Here is a 23027-nt window from a genome sequence, read left to right as displayed (position 1 = left end):
ACTTCGGCTATTGGATGCAACTCCAGGGTTGCACACGCTCCCTCGTTGTGCAACCCATGGGTTGCACAACGAGTCTTCCGGGAGAGCGCCTCCGCTCCCCGACCCGGCATACTGCTGCCCGTGATCACCCTTCCCGCCCGCCATCCGTACCTGGACCACCCCGGCCCGCTGGCCTTCGCCCACCGGGGCGGCACGCTCGGCGGACCGGAGAACTCGATGCCCGCGTTCGAACGGGCGGTCCGGCTCGGCTACCGCTATCTGGAGACAGACGTCCACGCCACCGCCGACGGCGTGCTCGTCGCCTTCCACGACGAGCGGCTCGACCGGGTCACCGACGGCACGGGCGCGGTCGCCGCGCTCCCCTGGCGTACCGTCTCGGCCGCGCGGATCGGCGGCCGGGAGGCGATCCCCACGCTGGAGGAGCTGCTCGACGCCTTCCCCGAGGTGCGGTTCAACATCGACGTGAAGGCCGCCGGCGCGGTCCGCCCGCTCGTCGACGCCGTGCGCCGCACCAACGCGTGGGACCGGGTCTGCGCGGGCTCGTTCTCCGACGCGCGCCTGGCCGCCGTCCGCGCCGCGGCGGGGCCGCGGCTGGCCACCTCCGCCGGGCCGCGCGGCGTCGCCGCGGTCAAGCTGAGGGCGCTGACGGGCGGTCGCGCGCCCCTCGCGCGCGCCGTTCGCAGACAGTCGATCTGCGTCCAGGTACCGGAGCGCATCCCGGGCGTGGGCGTGCCGCTGGTCGACCGGGCCTTCCTGGAGACCGCGCACGCACTCGGCGTCCAGGTGCACGTCTGGACGGTCAATGAAGCGGAACCTATCCGTGCTCTTCTCGACCTCGGTGTTGATGGCATCATGACGGATCGCATCGACGTCCTGCGCGATGTCCTGATCGAGCGCGGAGCCTGGATTTGATCACTTCTGCACCCGCCACCACCGAGCGTCCGGACCTCAAGCGGGCCCAGCTCGGCTGGTACCTCAACGACTGGGCCAACGCGGCCTTCGCGGCCACCGTGCTCACGGTCTTCCTGGGCCCCTACCTCACCGACATCGCCAAGAAGGCGGCGGACGCACACGGCGACGTCCACCCGCTGGGCATTCCGGTGCGGGCCGGCTCCTTCTTCCCGTACACGGTCTCAGCCTCGGTCCTGCTCTCCGTGGTGGTGATGCTGCTGGCGGGCGCGGCGGCGGACCGTACCGGTCGCCACCGGACGCTGCTGGGCGTCTTCGCGTACGTGGGCGCGGCGGCGACGCTGGGGATGTTCTTCCTCGGCGGTCACCGCTACCTGCTCGGCGGGGCGCTGCTGGTCGTCGCCAATATCTGCTACGCGGTCTCAGCCGCCCTCGCCAACTCCTTCCTGCCGGGGCTCGCCGCGCCGGACGACCGCGACGCGGTCTCGTCCAAGGGCTGGGCCTTCGGCTACGCGGGCGGCGGACTGCTGCTCATCGTCAACCTCGCGCTCTACTCGGGCCACACCGCGCTCGGTCTCTCGACCGGCACGGCGGTGCGGCTCTGCCTGGCCTCGGCGGGACTGTGGTGGGCCGGGTTCACGATCTTCCCGATGCTGCGGCTGCCGCGGCGTCCCGCGACGGCGCCGGTCGAGCGTCCGGTGGACGAGCACGCGGGCGGCACCCTGCGCGAGCTGGCCGGGACGCTGCGTGCGATGCGGCAGTACCCGCTGACGCTGCTCTTCCTGGTCGCCTTCCTCTGTTACAACGACGGCATCCAGACGGTGATCTCGCAGGCGTCCCTCTACGGGAGCGAGGAGCTGGGCATGGAGCAGGGCACGCTGATCAGCGGCGTGCTGCTGGTGCAGATCGTCGCCATCGGCGGCGCGCTGCTGCTCGGCCGGATCGCCCGCCGCTACGGCGCGAAGCGGACCGTGCTGGGCTCACTGGTGGCCTGGGTGGTCACGCTCGCCTTCGGCTACGTCATGCCGGCGCACCAACCCGGCTGGTTCTACGCGCTGGCCGCGGCGATCGGGCTGGTACTCGGCGGCAGCCAGGCGCTGTCGCGCTCGCTCTTCTCGCACCTGATCCCGGCGGGGCGGGAGGCGGAGTACTTCAGCCTCTACAAGATCAGCGACCGCGGCACGAGCTGGATGGGTCCGCTGGTCTTCGGCCTCGCGTACCAGCTGACCGGCAGCTACCGGGTGGCGATCATCTCGCTGCTGGTCTTCTTCGCGATCGGATTTGTGTTGCTGCTGCTGGTTCCCGTTCGGCGGGCGATCGAGGCCGTGGGCAATCCGGTGCCCGCGATTTCGTGACTGCCTGACACGATGGATCAACCGAGGGTGATATTGGCCTCCAGATGTGACAAATCGGACGCAGGTGGGTACAAACAGGTTCGGCGCGACGGAAGTCGCGCGCTTACTGCGGGAATCTTCGACGGTTGCCGCACGTTGTACGGACCGACGAAGACAGCGACATCCAGTCCTGTGGGCCAGGAGCCCGGGAGGCACGATTCATGAGTGAGCGAGCTCTCCGCGGCACGCGACTCGGGGCAACCAGCTACGAGACCGACCGCGGTATCGATCTGGCTCCCCGCCAGACCGTCGAGTACGCATGCCAGAACGGACACCGCTTTGAGGTGCCGTTTTCTGTGGAGGCCGAAATCCCGCACCTGTGGGAATGCCGGTTCTGCGGCAGCGAGGCGATGCTGATCGACGGCGAGGAGCCGGAGGAGAAGAAGGCAAAGCCGGCCCGGACGCATTGGGACATGCTGATGGAACGGCGCACCCGCGAGGAGCTGGAGGAGGTGCTCGCCGAACGCCTGGCGGTGCTGCGCTCTGGTGGCATGAACCTCGCGGTCCATCCGCGCGACGCGCGCAAGTCGGCTTAACGGCCGAGTTGACGACGAGGCCCCGGCTCCCCCTAGGGGGAGCCGGGGCCTCGTCGCGTTGCTCGGCTACTTCTTGAGCTCCCCGTAAGGGCCTTCGTCGTCGCGGTGGGAGTAGTCGTAGGGGCGGCCGTCCTCGTGGATGACCTCGCCCCGGACGACCTTGCCGTCGGGGCGGTGCATGCGCATCTGCTCCTGGAGCCGGACGGCGTCGCCGAGGGGGCCGCGGCGCAGCAGGCGCATGGGGATGCGCTGGAGGCTCTTCGCCACCGGCGGGAGCAGGCAGAGCAAGCCGACTGCGTCGGAGAGGAAGCCCGGCAGGATCAGCAGGACGCCTCCGGCGATGGACACGGCGGTGCGGGCGTCACCCTCCGGCAGCCGGCCCGCGGTGGTCGCCCGCAGGGCGCGCAGCCCGGCGCGCTTGATCACCCACCCGCCGAGGACGGCGCCGCCGACCAGCAGTGCGAGCACGAGAAGCCAGCCGAGGAGATGGGCGAGCTCCACGACGATCCACAACTCCAGCAGCACGTACGCTGCGACGAGCAGGGGGAGAAACCGCTTGATGCGTGAGCCGCGCACGTTTGCTGCGCCCTTTCCTTGGGTCGTGTCTTCAACAGCACAACGTGCAAGGTCAGACGAGTGTTCCGTTGCACTTCCCCAGGGGCGCGAGGGACTGCGCGAGGAACCACCCTGTGCGGATGGCCCTGCTCGTTCGGGGACTCACCACCTGGGGTGGCTTGTCGCGCAGTTCCTCGCGCCCCTGAGGAAGTGCAACGAGCCCTACGTCGTGACCTGTCGCGCCCCTTCAGTGCAATTTCCGTCGGCGCCAGACTGCGAAGCCGCACGCTCCAAGGCCCAGGAAGGCCAGGGCCCATTCCGGCGCTGCCCCCACCCGGTCGGCGAGGGTCAAGCCGTCGCGGAGGGGGACGCTCGCCTCCAGTTCCGCGCGGGTCGCGAGCTGGGTGCGCTGGAGGACGGAGCCGTCCGGCGCGATGATCGCGCTGATGCCGCTGGTCGCCGCGATGACCACCGCGCGGCCGTGTTCGACGGCGCGCAGGCGGGACATGGCGAACTGCTGGTCCGGCTGGTCCGTGTACTCGTAGGTGGCGTTGTTTGTCTGCACGACCAGTACGCGGCCGCCCTTGGTCACCGAGTCGCGGACGATGCCGTCGTAGGCCACCTCGAAGCAGATCACGTCGCCGATCTTCGCCGGCCCGACCGTCAGGATGCCGGTCCTGTCACCGGGGTAGAAGTCGCGGGCCACCCGCTGTAGGCGGGTGATGTACTTCATCAGGATCGACCTGAACGGCACGTACTCGCCGAACGGCACCGGATGCTGCTTGGTGTAGTGCGCGCCGGGACCCGTCTTCGGGTCCCAGACGATGCCCTCGTTCAGCACGTGCTGGCTGTCCGGGCCGTCCACCAGCGCGCCGACGAGCAGCGGGACGCCCGCGCGCTTCGTCACGCCGTCGATCAGCGCGTAGGCCTCGGGGGTCAGGTAGGGGTTGACGTCGGAGGAGTTCTCCGGCCAGACGATCAGTTCGGGCTTGGGCAGCTTGCCCGCGGCGACCTTGGCCAGCAGGTCGTCCGTCGCGGCGACGTGGTTCTGCAGCACCTGCATCGGGCGGCCGAGGAAGTCCATGCCCGCGTGCGGGACGTTGCCCTGGATGACGGCGATCTGCGCCGACGCCGGGCCGCCCGCCGTGTCGCCGGCCGTCGGCAGCGGGATCGCGTAGCCGACCACGCCCAGCGCGACCGCGCCCGCCGCGCAGGCGACCGCAGCCCGGCGGCCCCGCGCGCGCAGCGCCAGCACGCCCGCCGCCAGCAGCGCGCCGCTCAGCGCGACCGCGAAGGTGACCAGCGGCGCGCCGCCGAGGGCGGCGAGCGGGGTGACCGGCGAGGAGGTGTTCGCGAAGGCCAACCGACCCCACGGGAAGCCACCGAGCGGTACGCGGTCCCGCGCCCACTCCTGGGCGACCCAGAGGCAGGCCGTCCACAGCGGCCAGAACCGCAGCCGGGAGACCAGCGCCAGCCCGGCGCCCATCAGCCCCAGGAAGAGCGTCTCGGCCACCGAGAGCAGCACCCAGACGTCGTAGCCGATGACGCCGATCCAGAACAGCAGCCAGAGCATGAACGCCGCGCCGAAGACCAGCCCGGTCCACGCCGCCTGGCGCGCCGTGCGCCGGTAGGTGAGCAGACTCAGCCCGGCGACCGCGACGAAGGACAGCGGCCAGATCCCTGCGGAGGGGAAGGAGAGCGCGAGCAGGCCGCCACAGAGCGCCGCCAGGCCCGTACGCGGCAGACCGGCGCGGATCCGGGCGAGACGCGAGGGTCGCGCGGGCGGCTCGGCCTCCACGCGGTCCTCGGAGTCCAGGGTCAAGGTCACGCTCGCCGCCAATCCGCAGCAGATGGTCCATGGGCTGTGGGAAGACGGTACAACCTGCCGGTAAGGCCTGGTGAGAGTGGGGCTTTCGACATCCGGTGTGACGCCGCCCGGCCGAACGGGTACGGCCCGGACACTCTTCGGTCCGACTCGGGATCCGCTGGCTGCGGATCGACCAGAAGCCGTTGTCTACTGAGCGTCCGGGCCGAGCCCGGGTCCCACCCGCCGACAGGGGTCCGCGGACCCGTCGGCGCCCACGCTCCCCGGTCCGGCAGCGCTGGACCTGGCTGCCTGCCAGCGGCGGTCCCGGGTTTGGCGTGGGGCTGCTGTGAGGTGGACGACGACGAACCTACTCGCCCGCGCTGGCCGCCTGTCAACCGTGGTCCCACCTGCGAGAACGAGATATTTTCGCAGGTCAGACGCGTGCGCATCGACTCCGAGCGGCCGCCGCCCAACCCTTCTTTCGGCGGTATCCGGACGCCGCCGTCCTGGTCCGTGGACGATGGAAGGCTTCAGTACCCTCCTAGGCGAGGTGGACCGCGCGGCCGTTGACGACCGTGGCCAGACAGCGGGGCAGCTCGCGGCCGGGGGTGAGGTCCGGCAGGCCGGGGACGCCGCTGCGCGGGTCCGTGGACCAGTTCGCGACGCGCTGGTCCGGTGCCTGGACGACGAGCTCGCCCGGCTCCCAGACGGCGAGCGAGGCGGGCGCGCCGGGCACGAGCACGCCGGCGTCGTCGCGGCCGAGGGCACGCCAGCCGCCGCGGGTGTGGGCGGTGAACGCGGCTCGCACGGAGATCCGGTGCTCGGGCGTCCGGTGGAAGGCCGCGGCGCGGACGGTGCCCCACGGGTCCAGCGGGGTGACCGGCGCGTCGGAGCCGAAGGCGAGCGGGACCCCGGCGCGCAGCAGCGCCGCGAAGGGGTTCATCGTCCCGGCCCGCTCGGCGCCCAGGCGGTCGACGTACATGCCCTCCTCGCCGCCCCAGAAGGCGTCGAAGGCCGGCTGGACGGAGGCGGTCAGGCCCAGCTCGGCGAAGGCGGCGATCTGGGCGGGTGTCAGCAGCTCCGCGTGCTCGACGCGGTGGCGCAGCGCGCGGACGCGCTCCAGTCCGAGCTTGTCGGCGACCGCGCGCACGCCCTCGACCAGGGCCGAGAGCGCGCCGTCGCCGATGGCGTGGAAACCCGCCTGGAGACCCGCCTCGGTGCAGGCGGCGACGTGGTCGGCGATCTGCGCGGCGCTGATGTAGGCGGCGCCGGTGTGCTCGGCGTCGCTGTAGTGGTCGTGCAGGCAGGCGGTGTGGGAGCCGAGCGCGCCGTCGATGAAGAGGTCGCCGCCGGCGCCGACTGCCCCCAGGCGACGGGCGGCGTCGACCGCGCCGAGCTCGCCCCAGTAGCCGAAGACCTCCGGTCCGGGGTTCGAAGCGGCCAGTTCCAGAAGCGCGCTGAGGTCGGCCTCGGAGGAGATCTGCGGTCCGGCGCACTCGTGCAGGGCGCCAATGCCGAGGGTCATCGCGTGGTCGAGCGTCGCGCGCTGCGCGGCGTCGCGCTGCGCGGGCGTCAGGTGGCCGAGGGCGGCGGCGCGCACGACGTGGTGCGCGGCGCGGCTGAGGGGGCCCTCGGGGGTGTACCCGGCCGAACCGGCGAGCTCCGGTCCGGCCAGGGCGCGCAGCGCGGAGGAGGCCAGGGCCGAGTGCACGTCGGTGCGGGAGAGGTAGAGCGCGGCCCCGGCGGCGGCCTCGTCAAGCTCGGCGAGGCTGGGGGCACGCCGCTCGGGCCACTTCGTCTCGTCCCAGCCGTGCCCGAGCAGGACGCCGCCCCGACCGGCGTCGGCGTTACGGGCGACGAACGCGCGGATGCGGCGCAGCGCCTCGGCGAGGCTCGGGCAGGCGGTGAGGTCGAGCCCGGTCAGCGCGAGGCCGGTGGAGGTGGCGTGCACGTGCGCGTCGACGAACGCCGGGGTGACCAGCGCGCCCTGCAGGTCGACGACGAGCTCGGCGTCGCGCGCGTAGCTCTCGGCCGCGCCCTCCTCGCCGACCCAGGCGACCACACCATCCTGGACGAGCAACGCCGTCGCGAAGGGGTCGGCGGGGCTGTAGACGTCGCCGCCGCGCAGCAGGATCGTGCGCGCGGCAGTGTCGGCGAGGGCGGAGAGCGGTGCGGCGGCGGTCATGCGGTCCACTGTATGAGACTGCGTCCGGCCCACTCACCGGCCCCCTGAGGGCAGGCGAACTCACTTCAGCCGGGGCGGCCTGGCCTCGTACGGCGTGCTCAGCACGACGGTCGTCCGGGTGGAGACCCCGGCCGCCGATCTGATCCGCGCCAGCAGGTCCTCCAGATCCCCCGGCGCGGCGACGCGCACCTTGAGGATGTAGTTCTCGTCGCCGGCCACGCTGTGGCAGGCCTCGATCTCCTCGATTCCGGCGAGCCGCTCCGGGGTGTCGTCCGGGGCGCTCGGGTCGAAGGGTTTGACCGAGATGAACGCGGTCAGCGGCAGGCTGACGGCGTCCGGGTCCACGATCGCGGCGTAGCCGCGGATCACGCCGCGCTGCTCGAGCCGACGGACCCGCTGGTGCACCGCCGAGGTGGACAGGCCGGTGGCCTTGCCCAGGTCGGTGTAGCTCATGCGTCCGTCAGCAACCAGCAGCTGCACGATTTGTCGGTCCAGATCCTCCACCCGGACAACCTATCCGACGCACGGTGTGAGCAAGGACACAGCGTTCAGCCGATCACAGGCCGGTGACCAGGATTATCGGATGCCGCGCAGGGGAAGTGCTCGCTATGGTCGCGACCACCGAGGTCCGCGTGCCTGCTCCAGGGGGAGTTCACATGACTGTTGTCGAACAGCTGAGTGCTGTCGTCGAACCCGTTGAGTCGCTGAGAATGCCGGGCTCGGACCCGGGCGAGGGCGAGACCTGGGAGATCACCCGGTTCCTCTGCCCCGACTGCCACCGGCCGATCGCCGTGCTGGACAACGAGGAGCGCTTCCCGCAGCACGCCGTCGTCATCACCCCGTGGCACCCCTTCTCCGCCGCCCTCTGCCAGGGCTCGGGCCGCTGGCTCGACGACGCGGACTACGAGGAGGACCAGGGCTTCGACACCGAGCCCTCACTCGCCGAGTTCCTCACGCTGCCCGCCGCTCTGGACTGGCGCCGGCAGCCGTTCTCCCACGTCGGCGGCCCGGGCTCGCTGCCGCTGCACCGCTGAGCGGCTGACGCCAGGGGCTTCAGCCCGGCTCGCCTCGGCTGACCCCGGTTCAGTTCCAGTACCGCCCCTCCACCATCGCCTCCAGGGTGTCCCGGTGCATGATCAGCTTGTCCGGGTCCGCGGGCACCAGCGCCTCGCCGAAGTGGATCTGGCGGTAACCGATCCTGAGCATCACCACCGCGTGGCGCAGCGCCGCGTAGAGCGTGTAGAAGCCCAGGTCCTGCGGCGTGTGCCCGCTCGCCTGCGCATACTGGGCCACCACACGCTGCCGGTCCAGGAACTCGGGCAGGCCCGGCTGGCCGAATGCGACGGTCAGGTCCTGGAAGAAGCGGTGCAGGAAGACGAACCAGCCCAGGTCGAGCTCGCGCGGGCCGAGCGCGGCCATCTCCCAGTCCAGCACCGCGGCCGGGGTGAAGCCCTGGTAGATGACGTTGCCGATGCGGGCGTCGCCCCAGCTGAGTACGGTCTCGCCCTCGTCTGCCGGCCACAGTTGCTCCAGTCGCGCGAAGGCCCGTTCGATCAGCGGTGAGGCCGGGTGCCCGGCCGCGACCCAGGCGTAGTAGGCGCGCTGTTCGTTGACGTGCTGCCGCAGTGGGGTCTCCCCCGCCGCGCTCGAGCGCAGGAAGGCGGCCTCGGCGACGGGCGCGGTGTGCAGCTCGGCGAGGATCGCGACGCTGGCCCGCTCAAGCTCCGCGCGCTCGGCGTCACTCGCCTCGTGCAGCCAGTTGCCTCCGTAGGTGTAGGGCATGACGTCGGGTGGGACGCGGCCGTCGACGCGTTCCATCAGGAAGCCGGGTGCGCCCAGCACCGCCGGGTCGGTCTCGAGCCGCAGCAGGCGCGGGACGGGGGCCTTGGTGTGGGCGGCGACCAGCTCCATGCAGCGGTACTGGCGCGCCATGTCGTACCGGGGGAACACGGTGTAGGCGTCCGGGTCGGCGGCGAGGCGCAGCACGCAGGGCTGGACCCGGCCGTCGGCGTGGAGCAGGTCGAACAGGACGGTTTCGCTGGACATGCCGTTGGACTGAGGGACGGTCAGCCCGGTGGCGGTGGCGCCGGGCAGCCAGCCGTCGATCCAGTCGGTGAGGCGGGCACGCAGCTGCTCGGGATCGCGGGTACTGGTGCGCGGGCGGGGCGTGCTGGGGGTGGCCATGGCGGGGCTCCTCCTCCGGTAGGTGTCTGCGGGATCAGGGGGCGACGGAGGAGAAGTCCGCGAATCCGCTGGGATCATGGCGGCCGAAGCTGCCGTGTTCGAAGATGCCGTGGCCAATTTCGCCGTCGAGGGTGAAGCGGGCGGCGTGGTCCGTCACGCCGTACGCGGCGAGGCCGAGATCGGCGGCGTCGGTGAGGTCGTAGCTGCGGCGGTCCACCCAGCCGCGGCCCTGCCAGGTGCCGTGCTGCCAGTCCTGCGCGGGCGGGTAGCCGGCGCCGACGGCGAGCGGGGTGCCTCCGAGCAGTTCGGCGTGGATCTCCAGCGGCTTGCGTGCGGCGTCGGCGAGGTGAAGCACGGCGCGCTCGGGCACACGGGTGCCGGAGGCGTAGCGGATGTCGACGTGAGGCCGGCCGAGCTGCTCGTCGGGGTGGCCGTCGGGTTCGGGCCGGACGACGACGGCCTCGTTGAGGGTGCGGTAGCCATTCGCGTCCTCCTGGAGGATCACCATGACGAAGCGGTCGCGGAAGCGGATCGGGCACCAGACCCAGTGGAAGCCCTCGGGCCGGTGCTCCTCGGCGGCGCGGCCCGGCTGCTCACCGGGGATCGGCCGGACGCCCCAGCTGCGGTCGCGGGTCGCGGTCCACTCCTCGGGCGTGACCCGGTACTCCACTCCCCCGGCGCGGATCCAGCCGCTCGCGCCGCCGGCCTGGACGAAGCGCCGGCCTTCGAGGGTGAGCCGGTCGCCGGTGTGCCCGACGTGGTGCGGCTCCCAGACGGCGGGGAACTCGGCCTGCCAGGTGAGGTCGAGCGACAGCTCGTCCGGCCCGCCGTCGCACACGAGCCGCAGGGTGCGCAACGGCTCGACGACCTCGATCCGCAGCGGGCCGACCTCCAGCCTCATCCGGTCCTCGCCCAGCGCGTCGGACGCCCGGACGGCGTGCAGGGTGTCGCCGACCTTGAGGGTGGCGTAGGCGTCGATGACGCCGGCGTTGGGGTAGACGCCGAGACCGGCGATGAGCAGGGCGCGTCCGCTGTGGTCCAGGACGTGGAAGATGCAGCGGTCGTACGCGTTGCGGTCGCCGGTGGCGACGTGCCGCATCGAAAGCGGCACCTGGTGCACGGGGTACTCGTCCAGGGGAACGGGGCGGAACGTCACGCAGGCCTCCTCGGCAGGATCACGTGACCTGACGGTACGTCAGCTCCCGTCGAGGAGGCCAGACTCAGGGGTCAGTTGTCCGGCGAAGGTTCCTGCTTGGCCGTGGGAGAAGCCGCTCTCTGGAGTTCGTCGCCCTTGGTGTCGATGAGGCGGGTGAAGATCTGCTGCGAGTACCCGAAAATCGCCGCATAGCCCAGAATCTGCCACTGGGAGTCCAAGTGCACACCAGGTGTCGCAAGCAGAAGAAGCAAACCGAGGATGGCCGTCACGCCGCCGAGCGAGACCTTCAAAATGGCTTGTGCCGCATGAACCATGTAGGGGTCGACAACTCGCTGCGATCGAGACAGTGAAACGATGGCAGCTACCGCGGCGCCCGCTGCGCCAATGAGCTCGACGATGAAGATGTCGCTTCGATTCCTGCTGGGCCCCAGTGGGCAGACCATCTGCTTGGCGGTGACCTTCGCACACGTCAGATCGGACGGCCAGTTGGCATCGAGGAGGGCCAGCAGCACCGTCAGTGCAAGCAGCACGAAGGACGCCACCAGGAGAATGTTGTTGAATGTTCGCAGGCGACCACGTGTGAATCCATGGGCCACATACGCCCCTCGGAGGGCAGACTCGATCTGATGGCGCGCGGCCGCGGGGATCTCTTGGGGATCAGGCGGCAGGCCGTAGCTCTCAACGAATTTGCGCCTGGCGTCATCCGCGGGCAGGTAGTCCTCGATCGTCTCCCGGATCCTCGGAAGTTCTCCTCGGAACATGGCATCCGGCAACAGGGCGACAAGAGCGGAGTCTGCAGCATGCATATTTGAGATGGCAGCATCGGCGTATCCGGGATACAGCCAGAACTGCAGTCCGTTCTCCTGGGCGGCCCGACTGGATTTCTCTGCGTTTTCCACGACGCCGCCGTACAAGATCCTCAGCTTGGTGTCGCTGCCCTCCACGAGACTCCAGTCCGATTGAAAGCTACCGCCCCGATCGACCACGGCCATCCGGGCGGCATTGATCATCCAGGCCGAGCGTGTCGCGCAGGAGACGCGCCAACGCGAGGTGGCGAAGTGCTTGAGCTCGCGCTTGCTCTTTCTCGTCTCTCCGGCCGGCTTCGCTTCGTCCTTGGTCGCTTCATCCTTGCCTTGAGACATGGCAACCTCAATTTCTCGGGCACCACCTCGACTTCTGTGGATCCCGAAGGCTGAATGCCATGAAAGATTGTGCTCAATTCAAGCACGTCCGTGACGATGACTCATCCTCTTACCAGCTTGCCGCGCATTGTCAAGCTGCGCATCTCAGCGCGTCAACGCGCGGCCGATCACGAGGCGTTGGATCTGGTTGGTGCCCTCCACGATCTGCAGCGCCTTCGCCTCGCGCATGTAGCGCTCGACCGGGTGGTCCCGGGTGTAGCCGTAGCCGCCCAGTACCTGGACCGCGTCCGTGGTCACGCGCATCGCCGCGTCCGTGCAGAAGAGCTTGGCCATCGCCGCCTCCGTGCCGAAGGAGAGCCCGGCGTCGCGGCGACGCGCGGCGGCGAGGTAGAGGGCGCGGCCGGCCTCCACCGCCGTCGCCATGTCGGCGAGCATGAACGAGATGCCTTGGAAGTCGGCGATGGCCCGGCCGAACTGCTCGCGCTCGCGCGCGTAGGAGACGGCGTAGTCCAGCGCGGCCTGAGCAACCCCCACCGCGCAGGCGGCGATCCCGAGACGCCCTGAGTCCAGTGCGGAGAGCGCGATGCCGAAGCCGTCGCCCTCGCCGCCGAGCAGCCGGTCCGCGGCGACGCGCGCGCCGTCGAAGAGGAGCTGCGTGGTGGGCGAGCCCTGCATGCCCATCTTGCGCTCGGGGGTGGCAGCCGAGACGCCGGGGGTGTCGCCCGGTACCAGCAGCACGCTGATGCCGTGCGAGCCGTCGTCACTCGTGCGCACCGTCGTGCTGTAGAAGTCGGCGACGCCGCCGTGCGTGATCCACGCCTTGGTCCCGGTGACCACGTACACCTCGCCTTCGCGCACCGCGCGCGTGCGCAGTGCGGCGGCGTCCGAGCCGGACTGCGGCTCGGAGAGGCAGTAGGCGCCGAGCAGCTCACCGCCGATCATGTCCGGGAGCCAGCGGTCGCGCTGCGCCTCGCTGCCGAAGTTGGCGAGCGCGTGGCAGGAGAGGGTGTGCACGCTGAGCCCCAGACCGACCGTCAGCCGGGCCGCGGCCAGCTCCTCCACGACCTGGAGGTAGACCTCGTACGGCTGGGCGCCGCCGCCGTGGGCCTCGTCGTAGGGGAGGCCCAGCAGGCCGGCCCGGCCGAGCGTGCGGAACAGCTCGCGCGGGAACGTGCCGGACGCCTCCTCCTCGGCTGCCCGGGGGCGCACCTCGTGGTCGGCGAGGTCCCGGGTGAGGGCGAGCAGCCCGCGCGCCTCCTCGGTGGGGAGCCGGCGGTCCACCGGCTTGGTCGCTGACGCGGTCATCGCGGCTCGGCCTCCTGGTCTCGGAGCGGGGCGCCGCCGGTCGGGGCGCTGTCTCGGACGCGGGCGCCGCCCACTGGATCGCAGTGAACGCGCGCTAACAGGGTGCGCAGGAAGTATGCCCCGCCCCGTCGGGTCGCGCACCACCAGGCGCGGAGCGCCCGACCGCCGCCGGTCGGAAATGGTTAGGCTCGATGCATCATGCCCACCTTGGATTCACTCGCGTCACAGCTCGCCGCCACCGGGCCGTCCTGCGGCGCGACGCGCCTGATCGCCGTCGACGGCTACGCCGGCTCAGGAAAGACGACCTTCGCCGCGCGCCTGGCCGCGCGCCTGGCCGCCGCACTCGGCGACGCGCTCGGCGACGCACCCGTTGTGCATCTGGACGACCTCGCGACCCACGAGCAGTTCTTCGACTGGACCGAGCGGCTGCTGGACGAGGTCGTCACCCCTCTGGCGGAGCGCCGGGCGGTGCGCCACCGTGTCTACGACTGGAACACGGCACACTTCGACTCCGTCCGTGAGATCGCAGCCGCTCCCCCGTTCCTGATCCTGGAGGGGGTGGGCGCCGGACGGCGGGCGATCCGGCCCTGGCTCGCCGCGCTGTTGTGGATGGATGTGGACGCGGAGAGCGCCCGCGCCCGCGGCGAGCGGCGGGACGGTCCGGAGCTCGCCGAGTTCTGGGCGCGGTGGATCGGGGAGCAGTCCGCCCACTTCCGTGCCGATCCCAGCCGGCCCTTCGCCGATTTCCTGGTGAGCGGAACAACCGGGGAGCTATTCGCTCACGCGGCGTAATCACAACAGCGTGGGGCACGTAGCCTGTCCCGGAGCCAATGAATGGCGGCTCTTCCTGCGGTTCCTCGCCGCAGAGCCGCCCACAATCGGCCCTTGACCTGCGGCCCTGGCAGCAACTACGTTCTCATCAGCGCGACGCACTGTGATCGCGCCCCCGAAGACACGAGCTGCCGGCCGTTCCCCCGTGGCCGGCAGCTCGTCCTTTTCCGGCCCATCCGTCCGCTCTGGCCCACGCCACCGCCGTGACTGCGGGTGACTGCCGGAATCCCGGGCGCCGCTTGTGTCCGTCTTTTGTCCGTGTCCCCACCAGCCGATACGGCCGCACGGCACTCTTCCGGATCAGCAAGACCCCGGTACGATGCCCCCATGAGCGCGGGGGCCTGGCCCCGTGTGCTCACGGACCGTCAAAGTGCGGCGTCTGCAGGCCTCCCGGGTCGGCCCACCAGCTGGGCAGCGGGACGCGGCACAGCAGGGGGCAGAGCGGTGGGGACAGAGGACAACGGCGACAGGCGGTCCCGGAGCCTGGCCGATCGCGCCTGGCTGCGGGCGATGGACGCCTACGGCGCCGGCGCGTACACCCGCGCCGAGGAGGAGTTCCGAGCTGCGGTCCGGCTCGACCCGGGCATGGCCGACGCCTGGCTCGGCCTGCACGCGCTCCGCTCGGACACCTCCGTCGCCCTGCTGGCCATGCACCGGCACCGCGAGCGCTTCGGCGAGCAGCGGCGGCGACACCGAAGGCCGCTCAGTTCCTGGTACTGGCTGGGGTGGTGGGTGCAGCCGCTATTGGAGGACGAGCGGGATCTGGCCCTCGCGCACGCCTCGCACTGGCTGGACGGCCGCCATCTGCCGGAACTGGACCAGGCCCTGGCCGAGTGCCCGACCCCCGGGCGGGACAACGCCGTCCGCTTCCTGCACGCCTGCCGGTCCTATCTCACCAAGGACTGGGAGCAGTTGATCCGCGACACGGACGGACTGCTGGACGATCCGCTGCTCGGCATCGAGGCGGGACTCTTCAGCGGCATGGCCAGGGTCCGGCTGGACATGTGCGGCCAGGCCGAGCTGCCGCTGGCGACCTCGCTGGCCCGCTGCCGCTCGGAGCAGCCGCAGCGCAAGGAGCTGCGCTACTGGCTGGCCCGCGCCTACGAGGGCGTCGGCCGCAGCGCGGCGGCGCTCTCGCTCTACCGGGCCGTGCACCGGGTGGATCCCGGCTTCATGGACACCTCGGCCCGGCTCGCCGCGATCACCGCGGAGGACGGCGTCGACCCGGCCCTGCTGGAGGCTCCGCCCGAGCCGGGCCTGCACCGGCCCCGCCACGTGAGCGGCGGCGGACCGGCGCTGCCCACCGAGCCGACGTCGTCACCCTTCGACGCGCTGGAAGGGCCACTGGAGTCGGTCTTCTACGACCCGCTGCCGGGCTTCCCGCTGGCGGACGAGGATGAGGAGGACGACACCGGGGACGACGACGAGCCGGACGACGACGATGACGAGCCGGAGGCCGAGGAGACGAGCCGTCCGGCCTCCGTCGGCGCCCGCCACCGCGCGACCGCGCCGGACGCGCCGCCGCTGCCGCCCGGCACGACCGTCCAGCCCGACCAGCAGCGACTGGAGGCCGCGCTCGCGGAGCTGGACCGGATGGTCGGCATGGCGCCGGTCAAGCGCCAGGTCCTCGCGCTCTCCGCGCAGCTGCGGATGGCGCAGCTGCGCGCCGATCAGGGGCTGCCGGTGCAGCCGCCGAAGCGCCACTTCGTCTTCTCAGGCCCGTCCGGCACCGGCAAGACGACGGTGGCCCGGATCCTGGGCCGGGTCTTCTACGCGCTCGGCCTGCTGAGCGGCGACCACCTGGTCGAGGCCCAACGCGCGGACCTGGTGGGCGAGTTCCTGGGACAGACGGCGGTCAAGGCGAACGAGCTGATCGACTCGGCACTGGACGGCGTCCTGTTCATCGACGAGGCGTACAGCCTGGCCAACTCCGGCTACTCCAAGGGCGACGCCTACGGCGACGAGGCACTCCAAGTGCTGCTGAAGCGGGCCGAGGACAACCGCGACCGGCTGGTGGTGATCCTGGCCGGCTATCCGGAGGGCATGAACCGCCTGCTGGCCGCCAACCCCGGGCTGAGCTCGCGCTTCACCAGTCGGGTGGACTTCCCCAGCTACCGCCCCGAGGAGCTGGCGGCGATCGGCCAGTCGCTGGCCACCGGCGACGGCGACTTCTGGGACGAGGAGGCGCTGGAGGAGCTCCGCTCCATCTGCGCCCACGTCGTCCGCGAGGGCTGGATCGACGACCTGGGCAACGGCCGCTTCATGCGCACCCTCTACGAGAAGTCCTGCGCCTACCGCGACCTCCGGCTGTCCGTCCTCGCCGACCCCCCGACCCGCCAGGACCTCGCCGCCCTCCGCCTCCCCGACGTCCTGCAGGCCTACGGCGAACTCATCGACGGACGCTGACCCGGGACCGGGTGTTCCGTTGCGCACGGCCGGCGACTATCGTCCCGCCGTGGACACCATCGAATTCCGCCTCTCCCAGCGTCGCGTGCTGCTCATCTGGACGGCGGCCTGCACGCTCTCCGGCACCGTCGGCCTGGCAGCCGTTCTGCTGCGCTGGGGCGGACCGACGCCACTGCTGGTGTCCGGCTTCCTGGTCGCCCCGATGACGCTCAACATCTCCAGCGGGCACACGAGACTCGACGCGAAGGGCCTGACCACGGGAACCCTGCTGACTCGGCGCCATCAGCCGTGGTCCCGGATCACCGGCTTCGAGACCCGGACGACCACCTACCGTGGGTCGGACACCTTCATCTACGCCATGCTCAGCAACGGCAAGCGCGTCAAGCTCTCCGCCCCGTTGGACTCGACGAACGGCCACGACCCCGAGTTCGCCGCCAAACTCGAACGGATCCGGCGCCACTGGGCAGCGGCCACCGGACCCGTCTTCTGACAGTCGGCTGCTACGCCGCCTTCAGGGCCTCCCTGAGCGGAACGCGGGCGCCGCTGCGCAGCACGGAGTTGCGGTAGATACGGCCCGCGAAGCGGAGCAGGACCGCGCCGAGGGCGGCCGTAATGGCCAGGGAGACGAGCATCTGCCAGAGCGGCGCGACGCCCAGGGCCCAGCGCATCGGCATCAGTTCGGGCGCGGTGAAGGGGACGAAGGAGAGAATCTCCGCCAGCCCGCTGTGCGGGTCGGAGGGGAGGACGGAGATGGCGACCACCCACCCCAGCACGAGCGGCATGATGATCGGGGCCATCAGGCCGCCCAGGTCCTCCTGGCGGGAGACCATCGCGCCGGCGGCGGCGAAGATCATCGCGTAGAGCCAGAAGCCCGCCGCGAACCAGGCCAGCGTCCAGGCCAGGCTGCCGATCGACGCGCTGAGCGAGACGCTCAGCTGGCCGTCCGCCATGCCGATGGCCAGGCCCAGGACGCCCGGCACCACCAGCTGCAGCGCGCCGATGACGGCGACGCCGATCACCTTGCCGGCCAGCAGCTGCCACGGCTTGATCGTCGCCAGCAGCAGCTCGACGACGCGACTGCTCTTCTCCTCGACGACGCCCTGGGCCACCATCTGGCCGACCGTCATCAGGATCATGTACATCAGCAGCCCGGCCGCGATCGCGATGGTGATCTTCTGGCCCAACTGCGGGTCGCTCTTCTCCAGCGCGGTCACCTGAACCTGTTGCGTGGGCACGGTGGGGTGCTGGTCGACGATCGAGAGGAGCGTTTTGAGCGGGTCCGGCAGCGACTTCTTCACCGTCACCGCCGAGCCGTTCGCCGTCTGCGTGGCGAAGACGTCCACCGTGCCGTCGCGGACCTCGGCGACGCCCGCCGCCGCGTCGGGGACGACGGTCAGCTTGAACTTCTGGTGCAGTTGCCCGGCCACGTTCGAAAGGGACTGACCGTAGGCCTGGTCCGCCTGGGTGACCGCGACCTTGGCGGTGCTCGGGCCGGACTGGGCGAACTTGGTGATGATGGGCAGGGCCACGAAGGCGACCGCTGTGATCGCCAGGATGATCAGGAAGGCCTTCGAGCGCAGCCGCACTCGCAGTTCACGTCCGGCGACCAGCTTGATCGCGTCCAGGCTGCCGATCTGCAGCCGTTCGTGCTTGGCGCTGTTCACTTCCCGTGCTCCCCCGTCCCGCTCTGCTTCGCCTCGGTCGCCTCGGTGCTCACCACGTGCCGGAACAGCTCCGTCAGCGAGGAGCGCCGGCGCGCGAACTCGCGGACCGGGCCCGTCGCCAGCGCCGCCGCCAGGACCGCCTGGTCGTCCGCGCCGTCCTCCAGCGCGAGGACGGTCCGGCCGGCCTCCTCACCGCGGACCGTGACGCCGGGTATGCCCGCCGCCCAGCCGTCGCGGGCCTGCGGCGCGTGCACGACCAGCTCCTCGCCGCCTTCGGCGCGGAGGGCGTCGACGGTGTCGCAGGCGACCATGCTGCCCGCGCGGACGATGCCGACGCGGTCGCAGAGGCGCTCGACCAGCTCCAGCTGGTGGCTGGAGAAGATGACCGGGGTGCCCTCGGCGCACTTCTCTTTCAGGACCTCGCTCATCACGTCGACGGCGACCGGGTCCAGGCCGGAGAAGGGCTCGTCCAGCACGAGTATCTCCGGGTGGTGGACCAGCGCGGCCGCCAGCTGGACGCGCTGCTGGTTGCCGAGGCTGAGCTTCTGCACCTCGTCGCCGAAGCGGCCCTCGACGCCCAGTCGCTCGGCCCAGGAGCGGGCGGCGGCCGCCGCGTCCGGCTTGGTGAGGCCGTGCAGGCGAGCCAGGTACTCCAGTTGCTCGCCGACCTTCATCCGCGGGTAGAGCCCGCGCTCCTCCGGCATGTAGCCGATCCGGCTGCGGGTCTCCAGCGTGACCGGCGCACCGTCCCAGCGCACCTCGCCGGCGTCCGCCGCGAGCACGCCGAGGATGATCCGCATGGTCGTGGTCTTGCCGGCTCCGTTGCTTCCGACGAAGCCGAAGATCTCTCCGGCCCGCACGTCGAAAGCCATACTGTCCAGCGCGACGGTGTCGCCGTAACGCTTGGACACGCGGTCGACTTCCAGGCGTCGATCGCTCATTCGCTCACCACTCCCCCGTGATGCTCATTCGTTCTTATGTTCAGCTGTTCCATCTTTGATCTGTTTGATCGATCGTCAGCCTATCCCGCGCGGTGGTCGGGGTCGTGAACCTCCCCGACCAGCTCCTCCAGGACGTCCTCCAGCGCGACCAGGCCCACCGTCCGGCCGTCCCCGTCCACCACTCCGGCCAGATGCGCGGCCGCGCGACGCATCGCGCCGAGGGCGTCGTCGAGCGGGAGTTCGCCGGAGAGCGTGATGATCGGCCGCCAGAGCCGCCGCGGCACCGGAGCGTCGCGGTCGTCCAGCTCCAGCACGTCCTTGACGTGCAGGTAACCGAGGAATCCGCCGTGGCCGCCGACGACCGGGTAGCGCGAGAAGCCGGTCCGCACGGCCAGGTCCTCGATCTGGCCCGCCGTCACCGCGCTGTCCACGGTGACCAGCTTCTCCTTCGGCATGACGACCTCGCGCACCGGCCGCAGGCCCAGCTCCAGCGCGTCCTCCAGCCGCTCCTGGGCGTGCCGGCCGAGCAACCCGGCGGCGTGCGAGTCGTGCAGCAGGTGGGCGAGCTGCTCGCTGGTGTAGACGGACTCGATCTCGTCCTTCGGTTCCACCCGCAGCAGGCGCAGCAGCAGGTTGGCCAAGGCGTTGAGGAAGCCGATGAGGGGTCGCAGCGGGCGCGCGATCGCGGCCAGCGGCGGACCGAGCCAGAGCGCGGCCCGCTCCGGCGTGGCCAGCGCGATGTTCTTGGGGACCATCTCGCCGATCACCATGTGCAGCGCGACGACGACCACCAGCGCGAGCACGTAGGCGGCCGGGTGGACCAGCTGCGCGGGCAGGCCGACCGCCTGGAAGGGACGCTCCAGCAGCCCGGCCAGGGCCGGCTCGGCGAGCGCGCCGAGCAGCAGCGAACAGACGGTGATCCCGAGTTGGGCCGCCGCCATCATCGCGGAGAGCTCCTCGAGCGCCCGCACGACCGTGGCCGCCCGGCGGTTGCCCGCGTCGGCCAGAGGTTCGACCTGGCTGCGGCGGACCGAGACCAGTGCGAACTCGGCGCCGACGAAGAAGGCGTTGCCCAGCAGGAGCAGCACCGCGAAGCCCAGGGCCAGGACGCTCATCGCCCGCCCTCCCCATGGCCGCGCTGCCCGTAGCCGTTCTGCCCGCCTTCGTGGTGGGTGCGCTCCAGCCTGACCAGTTCGGTGCGGTGGCGCTGGACCTCGAGTACGGTCAGCCGCCATCCGGGCAGCTCGGCCGAGTCCCCCACCACAGGCAGCCGGCCGAGCAGATCGGCCAGCAGGCCGGCGATCGTCTCGTAAGGGCCCTCGGGCGCGTAGAGGCCGACGGACTCCAGCACGTCGATCCGGCAGCGGCCCTCCGCCTCCCAGACGGGACGTCCCTCGACCGGCTCGGCCGGGCGCAGTTCGGGCCGGTCCTCCGGGTCGTGCTCGTCCAGGACCTCGCCGACCATCTCCTCGACGATGTCCTCCAGCGTGGCGACGCCGGCCGTGCCGCCGTACTCGTCGACGACGACAGCGAGCTGCTGCCGGCGGCGCAGCAGGTCGAGCAGGCGCTCGGCCGGCAGCGTCTCGGGCACGAGCAGCGGCGGTGAGGCGAGCGCTGCGACCCGTACGCTCGTCCGGTTCTCGGCGCGGACCGCGAGCGCGTCCTTGAGGGTGACCACCCCGATCACCTCGTCGATGCTCTGCCGGTAGACGGGGAAGCGCGAAAGGCCGGTCGCCCGGGTCAGGTTGAGCACGTCGGCGGCGGTGGCGTGGTCCTCTAGGGCGGCGACGTCGACGCGCGGGGTCATCACGCTCTCGGCGGTCAGCTCGGCCAGGCCGAGCGTGCGAACGAAGAGGTCGGCGGTGTCGCGCTCCAGCGCGCCCTCGCTGGCGGAGTGGCGGGCGAGCGCGACCAGTTCCTCGGCGCTGCGGGCGGAGGCGAGTTCCTCGGCCGGCTCCAGGCCGAGCATCCGGACCAGCCGGTTGGCGATCCCGTTGAGCACGAGGATCAGCGGCCGGCACAGCGTCGAGAAGAGCCGCTGCGGCGCGGCGACGGATCGAGCCACCGGCAGCGGCCGCGAGATCGCCCAGTTCTTGGGCACGAGCTCGCCGACGACCATCTGCACCACGGTCGCGGCGAGCATGCCGACGACGGCGGCGACGCCTCTCACGACGGAGCCCGGCACGCCGATCGAGCGCAGCGGCGGCGAGAGCAGGACCGCGAGGGCGGGATTGGCGAGCATGCCGACGAGCAGCGAGGTGACGGTGATCCCCAGCTGGGCGCCGGACAGCTCGAAGGAGAGCGTGCGCAGCGAGTGGGACACCCTCGCCGCCCGCCGGTCCCCCTGGGCGGCGGCCCGTTCCACCTCCCCCCGGTCGACCGTGACGAACGCGAACTCGGCGGCGACGAAGAGCCCGTTGGCCAGGATCAGCAGGACGGCGATGCCGAGCAGCAGCCAAGCCACGGAAGTACTGTGAGGGTCCATGGACGGTGGAACTTCTCCAAAGGGTTGGTAAAGACTCTTACCGTAGCAGGATGCCTGCGCGGACGCCGCGAACGGCGCAGGTCAGCGCCGCGCCGTGCCGTAGGCGTCGACGCAGGCGCGCAGTTCCGCCGCTGCGCGGAGCGCCTGACGGCGGCCGGAGCCGGGTTGGATGGCGACGACGGCGAGGGTGTCGCCGTCCGCGAGGTCGAGCAGCACCCAGGGGTCGCCCGCGCCGAGGTGGACGCCGAGGATCTCGGGCCACTCCAGCCGACGGGTCCGCAGGAAGTTGACGACGGTCAGTCCCGTCCGGTCGGCCTTGGCCCGGGGGCGCGCCAGGACCACCAGGACCGTCGCGAAGACGACGCCGGAGCAGCCGATCGCGATCCGGTCGTGCCGCTGCCAGTCGGGTGCGCCGAGCACGGCGATCAGCCCGAAGAACGCCACCGAGACCGCCGCCAGCCCGAGCAGGACGACGCGCGTCATCACCGGCTGCCACGTGTGCGGTAGCTCGGGCGGCGCGGAGACGCGGCTCGGGCGGACGGTCATCGTCGGCCTCCTCGGCCGTCAACTCGGGGAGTGTTCAGAGGCGGCAGGCGTGGATGTTGGTGACCAGAATGGCGCGCGCGCCGATGCTCCACAGGTCGTCCATGATCCGTTGAGCCTCCTTGCGCAGCACCATGGCCCGGACCGCCACCCAGCCCTCGCTGTGCAGCGGGGAGACCGTCGGCGACTCCAGACCGGGGGTGAGCGCGACCGCTTCCGCGACGCGCTCGGCACGGATGTCGTAATCCATCATCACGTACCTGCGGGCCACCAGAACACCCTGCAGACGCCGCAGAAACTGGTCCACCCCGGCGTCCTCGGGCGCGCCGACCGGGCGGATCACCACGGCGTCGGAGACCAGGATCGGCTCGCCGAACACCTCCATCCCGGCGTTGCGCAGGCTGGTGCCGGTCTCGACGACGTCGGCGATCACGTCGGCGACACCGAGCTGCACGGCCGTCTCGACCGCGCCGTCCAGCTTGGTGACGGCGGCGGCCTTCACGCCCGCCTCGGCAAGGTGCTTCTCGACCAGGCCGGTGTAGGAGGTGGCGATCCTGCGGCCCTCCAGCTCCTGCACGCTCTTCGCGACGCCGGGCGGGCCGGCGAAGCGGAAGGTCGACCCGCCGAAGCCGAGCGCGAGCACCTCCTCGGCGTCCGCGCCGGAGTCGAGCAGCAGGTCGCGGCCGGTGAAGCCGACGTCGAGACGGCCGGAGCCGACGTAGATCGCGATGTCGCGCGGACGCAGGTAGAAGAACTCGACCTGGTTCTCCGGGTCGACCAGGACCAGCTCCTTGCTGTCCTTGCGCTGGCGGTACCCGGCCTCATGGAGCATGCCGGCCGCGGGTTCGGCGAGTGAGCCCTTGTTGGGGACGGCGATGCGGAGCATGGGTCTGTGCCTTTCGTCGGAACGGTGCGGGGCAGGGGCTGGTCTGGGGCTGGGCTACGAAGAAACGTGGGCAAAGAAGAAGCGGGGCACCGGATACG

21 protein-coding genes are annotated in these 23027 nt (G+C 71.3%); 7 read left to right on the top strand and 14 right to left on the bottom strand.

From position 1 onward, the window contains the following. Nucleotides 1–123: 123 nt before the first annotated feature. The 3 genes from ABIA32_RS29540 (at nt 124) to ABIA32_RS29530 (ending at nt 2839) form a co-directional block, all read left to right on the top strand. On the top strand, nt 124–912 hold the full coding sequence (locus ABIA32_RS29540; protein ID WP_370102109.1) for a glycerophosphodiester phosphodiesterase: 789 nt from the start codon (nt 124–126) through the stop codon (nt 910–912). Continuing rightward, entirely contained in the window at nt 909–2264 is a 1356-nt protein-coding gene (locus tag ABIA32_RS29535) for an MFS transporter (RefSeq protein ID WP_370102039.1), read from the top strand. Before ABIA32_RS29540 ends, ABIA32_RS29535 begins: the two co-directional genes overlap by 4 nt. 200 nt (nt 2265–2464) lie before the next feature. Continuing rightward, nucleotides 2465–2839 carry an RNA polymerase-binding protein RbpA gene (locus ABIA32_RS29530; RefSeq protein WP_037606142.1) on the top strand — a complete coding sequence of 125 codons (375 nt, stop codon included), beginning with the start codon at nt 2465–2467 and terminating at the stop codon, nt 2837–2839. A gap of 66 nt (nt 2840–2905) precedes the next feature. Here ABIA32_RS29530 and ABIA32_RS29525 read toward each other — a convergent pair whose 3' ends face one another. From ABIA32_RS29525 to ABIA32_RS29510, 4 genes are all read right to left on the bottom strand, one after another. Continuing rightward, nucleotides 2906–3415 (bottom strand): FxsA family protein, encoded by a 510-nt coding sequence (locus ABIA32_RS29525; RefSeq protein ID WP_370102035.1) that lies wholly within the window; start codon nt 3413–3415, stop codon nt 2906–2908. A gap of 226 nt (nt 3416–3641) precedes the next feature. Next, nucleotides 3642–5222: an apolipoprotein N-acyltransferase gene (lnt, locus tag ABIA32_RS29520; protein WP_370102032.1), complete on the bottom strand. Its 1581-nt coding sequence runs from the start codon at nt 5220–5222 to the stop codon at nt 3642–3644. A gap of 520 nt (nt 5223–5742) precedes the next feature. Then, a complete protein-coding gene (locus ABIA32_RS29515; RefSeq protein WP_370102029.1) occupies nt 5743–7386 on the bottom strand; it encodes an amidohydrolase in 1644 nt (547 codons plus the stop codon). A gap of 60 nt (nt 7387–7446) precedes the next feature. Then, the gene (locus tag ABIA32_RS29510; protein ID WP_370102026.1) at nt 7447–7890 is read right to left on the bottom strand and encodes an Lrp/AsnC family transcriptional regulator; all 444 of its coding nucleotides are present in this window, start codon (nt 7888–7890) and stop codon (nt 7447–7449) included. Between the two features lie 152 nt (nt 7891–8042). Between ABIA32_RS29510 and ABIA32_RS29505 the strand changes: the two genes are divergently transcribed. Further along, complete coding sequence (locus tag ABIA32_RS29505) at nt 8043–8420, top strand: hypothetical protein (protein ID WP_370102024.1); 378 nt, start codon at nt 8043–8045, stop codon at nt 8418–8420. Between the two features lie 49 nt (nt 8421–8469). On the opposite strand, the gene ABIA32_RS29500 is transcribed toward ABIA32_RS29505, so the two are convergent. From ABIA32_RS29500 to ABIA32_RS29485, 4 genes are all read right to left on the bottom strand, one after another. Further along, nucleotides 8470–9570: a phosphotransferase family protein gene (locus ABIA32_RS29500; protein WP_370102021.1), complete on the bottom strand. Its 1101-nt coding sequence runs from the start codon at nt 9568–9570 to the stop codon at nt 8470–8472. A 34-nt stretch (nt 9571–9604) separates the two neighbouring features. Beyond that, nucleotides 9605–10669 carry a hypothetical protein gene (locus ABIA32_RS29495; protein WP_370102107.1) on the bottom strand — a complete coding sequence of 355 codons (1065 nt, stop codon included), beginning with the start codon at nt 10667–10669 and terminating at the stop codon, nt 9605–9607. Between the two features lie 128 nt (nt 10670–10797). Beyond that, nucleotides 10798–11868, bottom strand: a complete 1071-nt coding sequence (locus ABIA32_RS29490) for a hypothetical protein (RefSeq protein WP_370102018.1) — start codon at nt 11866–11868, stop codon at nt 10798–10800. Nucleotides 11869–12012: 144 nt separating this feature from the next. Beyond that, the gene (locus ABIA32_RS29485) at nt 12013–13173 is read right to left on the bottom strand and encodes an acyl-CoA dehydrogenase family protein (protein WP_370102015.1); all 1161 of its coding nucleotides are present in this window, start codon (nt 13171–13173) and stop codon (nt 12013–12015) included. A 198-nt stretch (nt 13174–13371) separates the two neighbouring features. Between ABIA32_RS29485 and ABIA32_RS29480 the strand changes: the two genes are divergently transcribed. The 3 genes from ABIA32_RS29480 (at nt 13372) to ABIA32_RS29470 (ending at nt 16900) form a co-directional block, all read left to right on the top strand. After that, the gene (locus ABIA32_RS29480; protein WP_370102012.1) at nt 13372–13965 is read left to right on the top strand and encodes a uridine kinase; all 594 of its coding nucleotides are present in this window, start codon (nt 13372–13374) and stop codon (nt 13963–13965) included. A gap of 549 nt (nt 13966–14514) precedes the next feature. Then, nucleotides 14515–16410 (top strand): AAA family ATPase, encoded by a 1896-nt coding sequence (locus ABIA32_RS29475; protein ID WP_370102104.1) that lies wholly within the window; start codon nt 14515–14517, stop codon nt 16408–16410. Between the two features lie 49 nt (nt 16411–16459). Next, a complete protein-coding gene (locus ABIA32_RS29470) occupies nt 16460–16900 on the top strand; it encodes a hypothetical protein (protein WP_370102009.1) in 441 nt (146 codons plus the stop codon). Between the two features lie 10 nt (nt 16901–16910). On the opposite strand, the gene ABIA32_RS29465 is transcribed toward ABIA32_RS29470, so the two are convergent. The 6 genes from ABIA32_RS29465 to hisG form a co-directional block, all read right to left on the bottom strand. After that, on the bottom strand, nt 16911–18074 hold the full coding sequence (locus ABIA32_RS29465; protein ID WP_370102006.1) for an ABC transporter permease: 1164 nt from the start codon (nt 18072–18074) through the stop codon (nt 16911–16913). After that, entirely contained in the window at nt 18071–19015 is a 945-nt protein-coding gene (locus ABIA32_RS29460) for an ABC transporter ATP-binding protein (RefSeq protein WP_370102004.1), read from the bottom strand. The genes ABIA32_RS29465 and ABIA32_RS29460 overlap by 4 nt, the downstream gene beginning before the upstream one ends. An 80-nt stretch (nt 19016–19095) precedes the next feature. Next, on the bottom strand, nt 19096–20130 hold the full coding sequence (locus ABIA32_RS29455) for a hemolysin family protein (protein ID WP_370102001.1): 1035 nt from the start codon (nt 20128–20130) through the stop codon (nt 19096–19098). Continuing rightward, nucleotides 20127–21500 carry a hemolysin family protein gene (locus tag ABIA32_RS29450; RefSeq protein WP_370101998.1) on the bottom strand — a complete coding sequence of 458 codons (1374 nt, stop codon included), beginning with the start codon at nt 21498–21500 and terminating at the stop codon, nt 20127–20129. The genes ABIA32_RS29455 and ABIA32_RS29450 overlap by 4 nt, the downstream gene beginning before the upstream one ends. Nucleotides 21501–21581: 81 nt before the next feature. Next, on the bottom strand, nt 21582–22046 hold the full coding sequence (locus ABIA32_RS29445) for a PH domain-containing protein (protein ID WP_370101995.1): 465 nt from the start codon (nt 22044–22046) through the stop codon (nt 21582–21584). A 34-nt stretch (nt 22047–22080) separates the two neighbouring features. After that, nucleotides 22081–22929 (bottom strand): ATP phosphoribosyltransferase, encoded by an 849-nt coding sequence (hisG, locus tag ABIA32_RS29440; protein WP_370101993.1) that lies wholly within the window; start codon nt 22927–22929, stop codon nt 22081–22083. Between the last annotated feature and the right edge of the window lie 98 nt (nt 22930–23027).

Source organism: Streptacidiphilus sp. MAP12-20, from assembly GCF_041262525.1.
Classification (GTDB): domain Bacteria; phylum Actinomycetota; class Actinomycetes; order Streptomycetales; family Streptomycetaceae; genus Streptacidiphilus.
The sequence above is the reverse complement of the archived record's forward strand: the minus strand, read 5'-3'. Positions and strand labels throughout refer to the sequence as shown.

Excerpts from the sequence above, each read along its gene's own strand:
- ABIA32_RS29530 (WP_037606142.1), top strand. The coding sequence starts at position 2,465 with ATGAGTGAGCGAGCTCTCCGCGGCACGCGACTCGGGGCAACCAGCTAC.
- ABIA32_RS29515 (WP_370102029.1), bottom strand. The coding sequence starts at position 7,386 with ATGACCGCCGCCGCACCGCTCTCCGCCCTCGCCGACACTGCCGCGCGC.
- ABIA32_RS29505 (WP_370102024.1), top strand. The coding sequence starts at position 8,043 with ATGACTGTTGTCGAACAGCTGAGTGCTGTCGTCGAACCCGTTGAGTCG.
- ABIA32_RS29500 (WP_370102021.1), bottom strand. The coding sequence starts at position 9,570 with ATGGCCACCCCCAGCACGCCCCGCCCGCGCACCAGTACCCGCGATCCC.
- ABIA32_RS29495 (WP_370102107.1), bottom strand. The coding sequence starts at position 10,669 with ATGCGGCACGTCGCCACCGGCGACCGCAACGCGTACGACCGCTGCATC.
- ABIA32_RS29490 (WP_370102018.1), bottom strand. The coding sequence starts at position 11,868 with ATGTCTCAAGGCAAGGATGAAGCGACCAAGGACGAAGCGAAGCCGGCC.
- ABIA32_RS29485 (WP_370102015.1), bottom strand. The coding sequence starts at position 13,173 with ATGACCGCGTCAGCGACCAAGCCGGTGGACCGCCGGCTCCCCACCGAG.
- ABIA32_RS29480 (WP_370102012.1), top strand. The coding sequence starts at position 13,372 with ATGCCCACCTTGGATTCACTCGCGTCACAGCTCGCCGCCACCGGGCCG.
- ABIA32_RS29475 (WP_370102104.1), top strand. The coding sequence starts at position 14,515 with ATGGACGCCTACGGCGCCGGCGCGTACACCCGCGCCGAGGAGGAGTTC.
- ABIA32_RS29460 (WP_370102004.1), bottom strand. The coding sequence starts at position 19,015 with ATGAGCGATCGACGCCTGGAAGTCGACCGCGTGTCCAAGCGTTACGGC.
- ABIA32_RS29455 (WP_370102001.1), bottom strand. The coding sequence starts at position 20,130 with ATGAGCGTCCTGGCCCTGGGCTTCGCGGTGCTGCTCCTGCTGGGCAAC.
- ABIA32_RS29450 (WP_370101998.1), bottom strand. The coding sequence starts at position 21,500 with ATGGACCCTCACAGTACTTCCGTGGCTTGGCTGCTGCTCGGCATCGCC.
- ABIA32_RS29445 (WP_370101995.1), bottom strand. The coding sequence starts at position 22,046 with ATGACCGTCCGCCCGAGCCGCGTCTCCGCGCCGCCCGAGCTACCGCAC.
- hisG (WP_370101993.1), bottom strand. The coding sequence starts at position 22,929 with ATGCTCCGCATCGCCGTCCCCAACAAGGGCTCACTCGCCGAACCCGCG.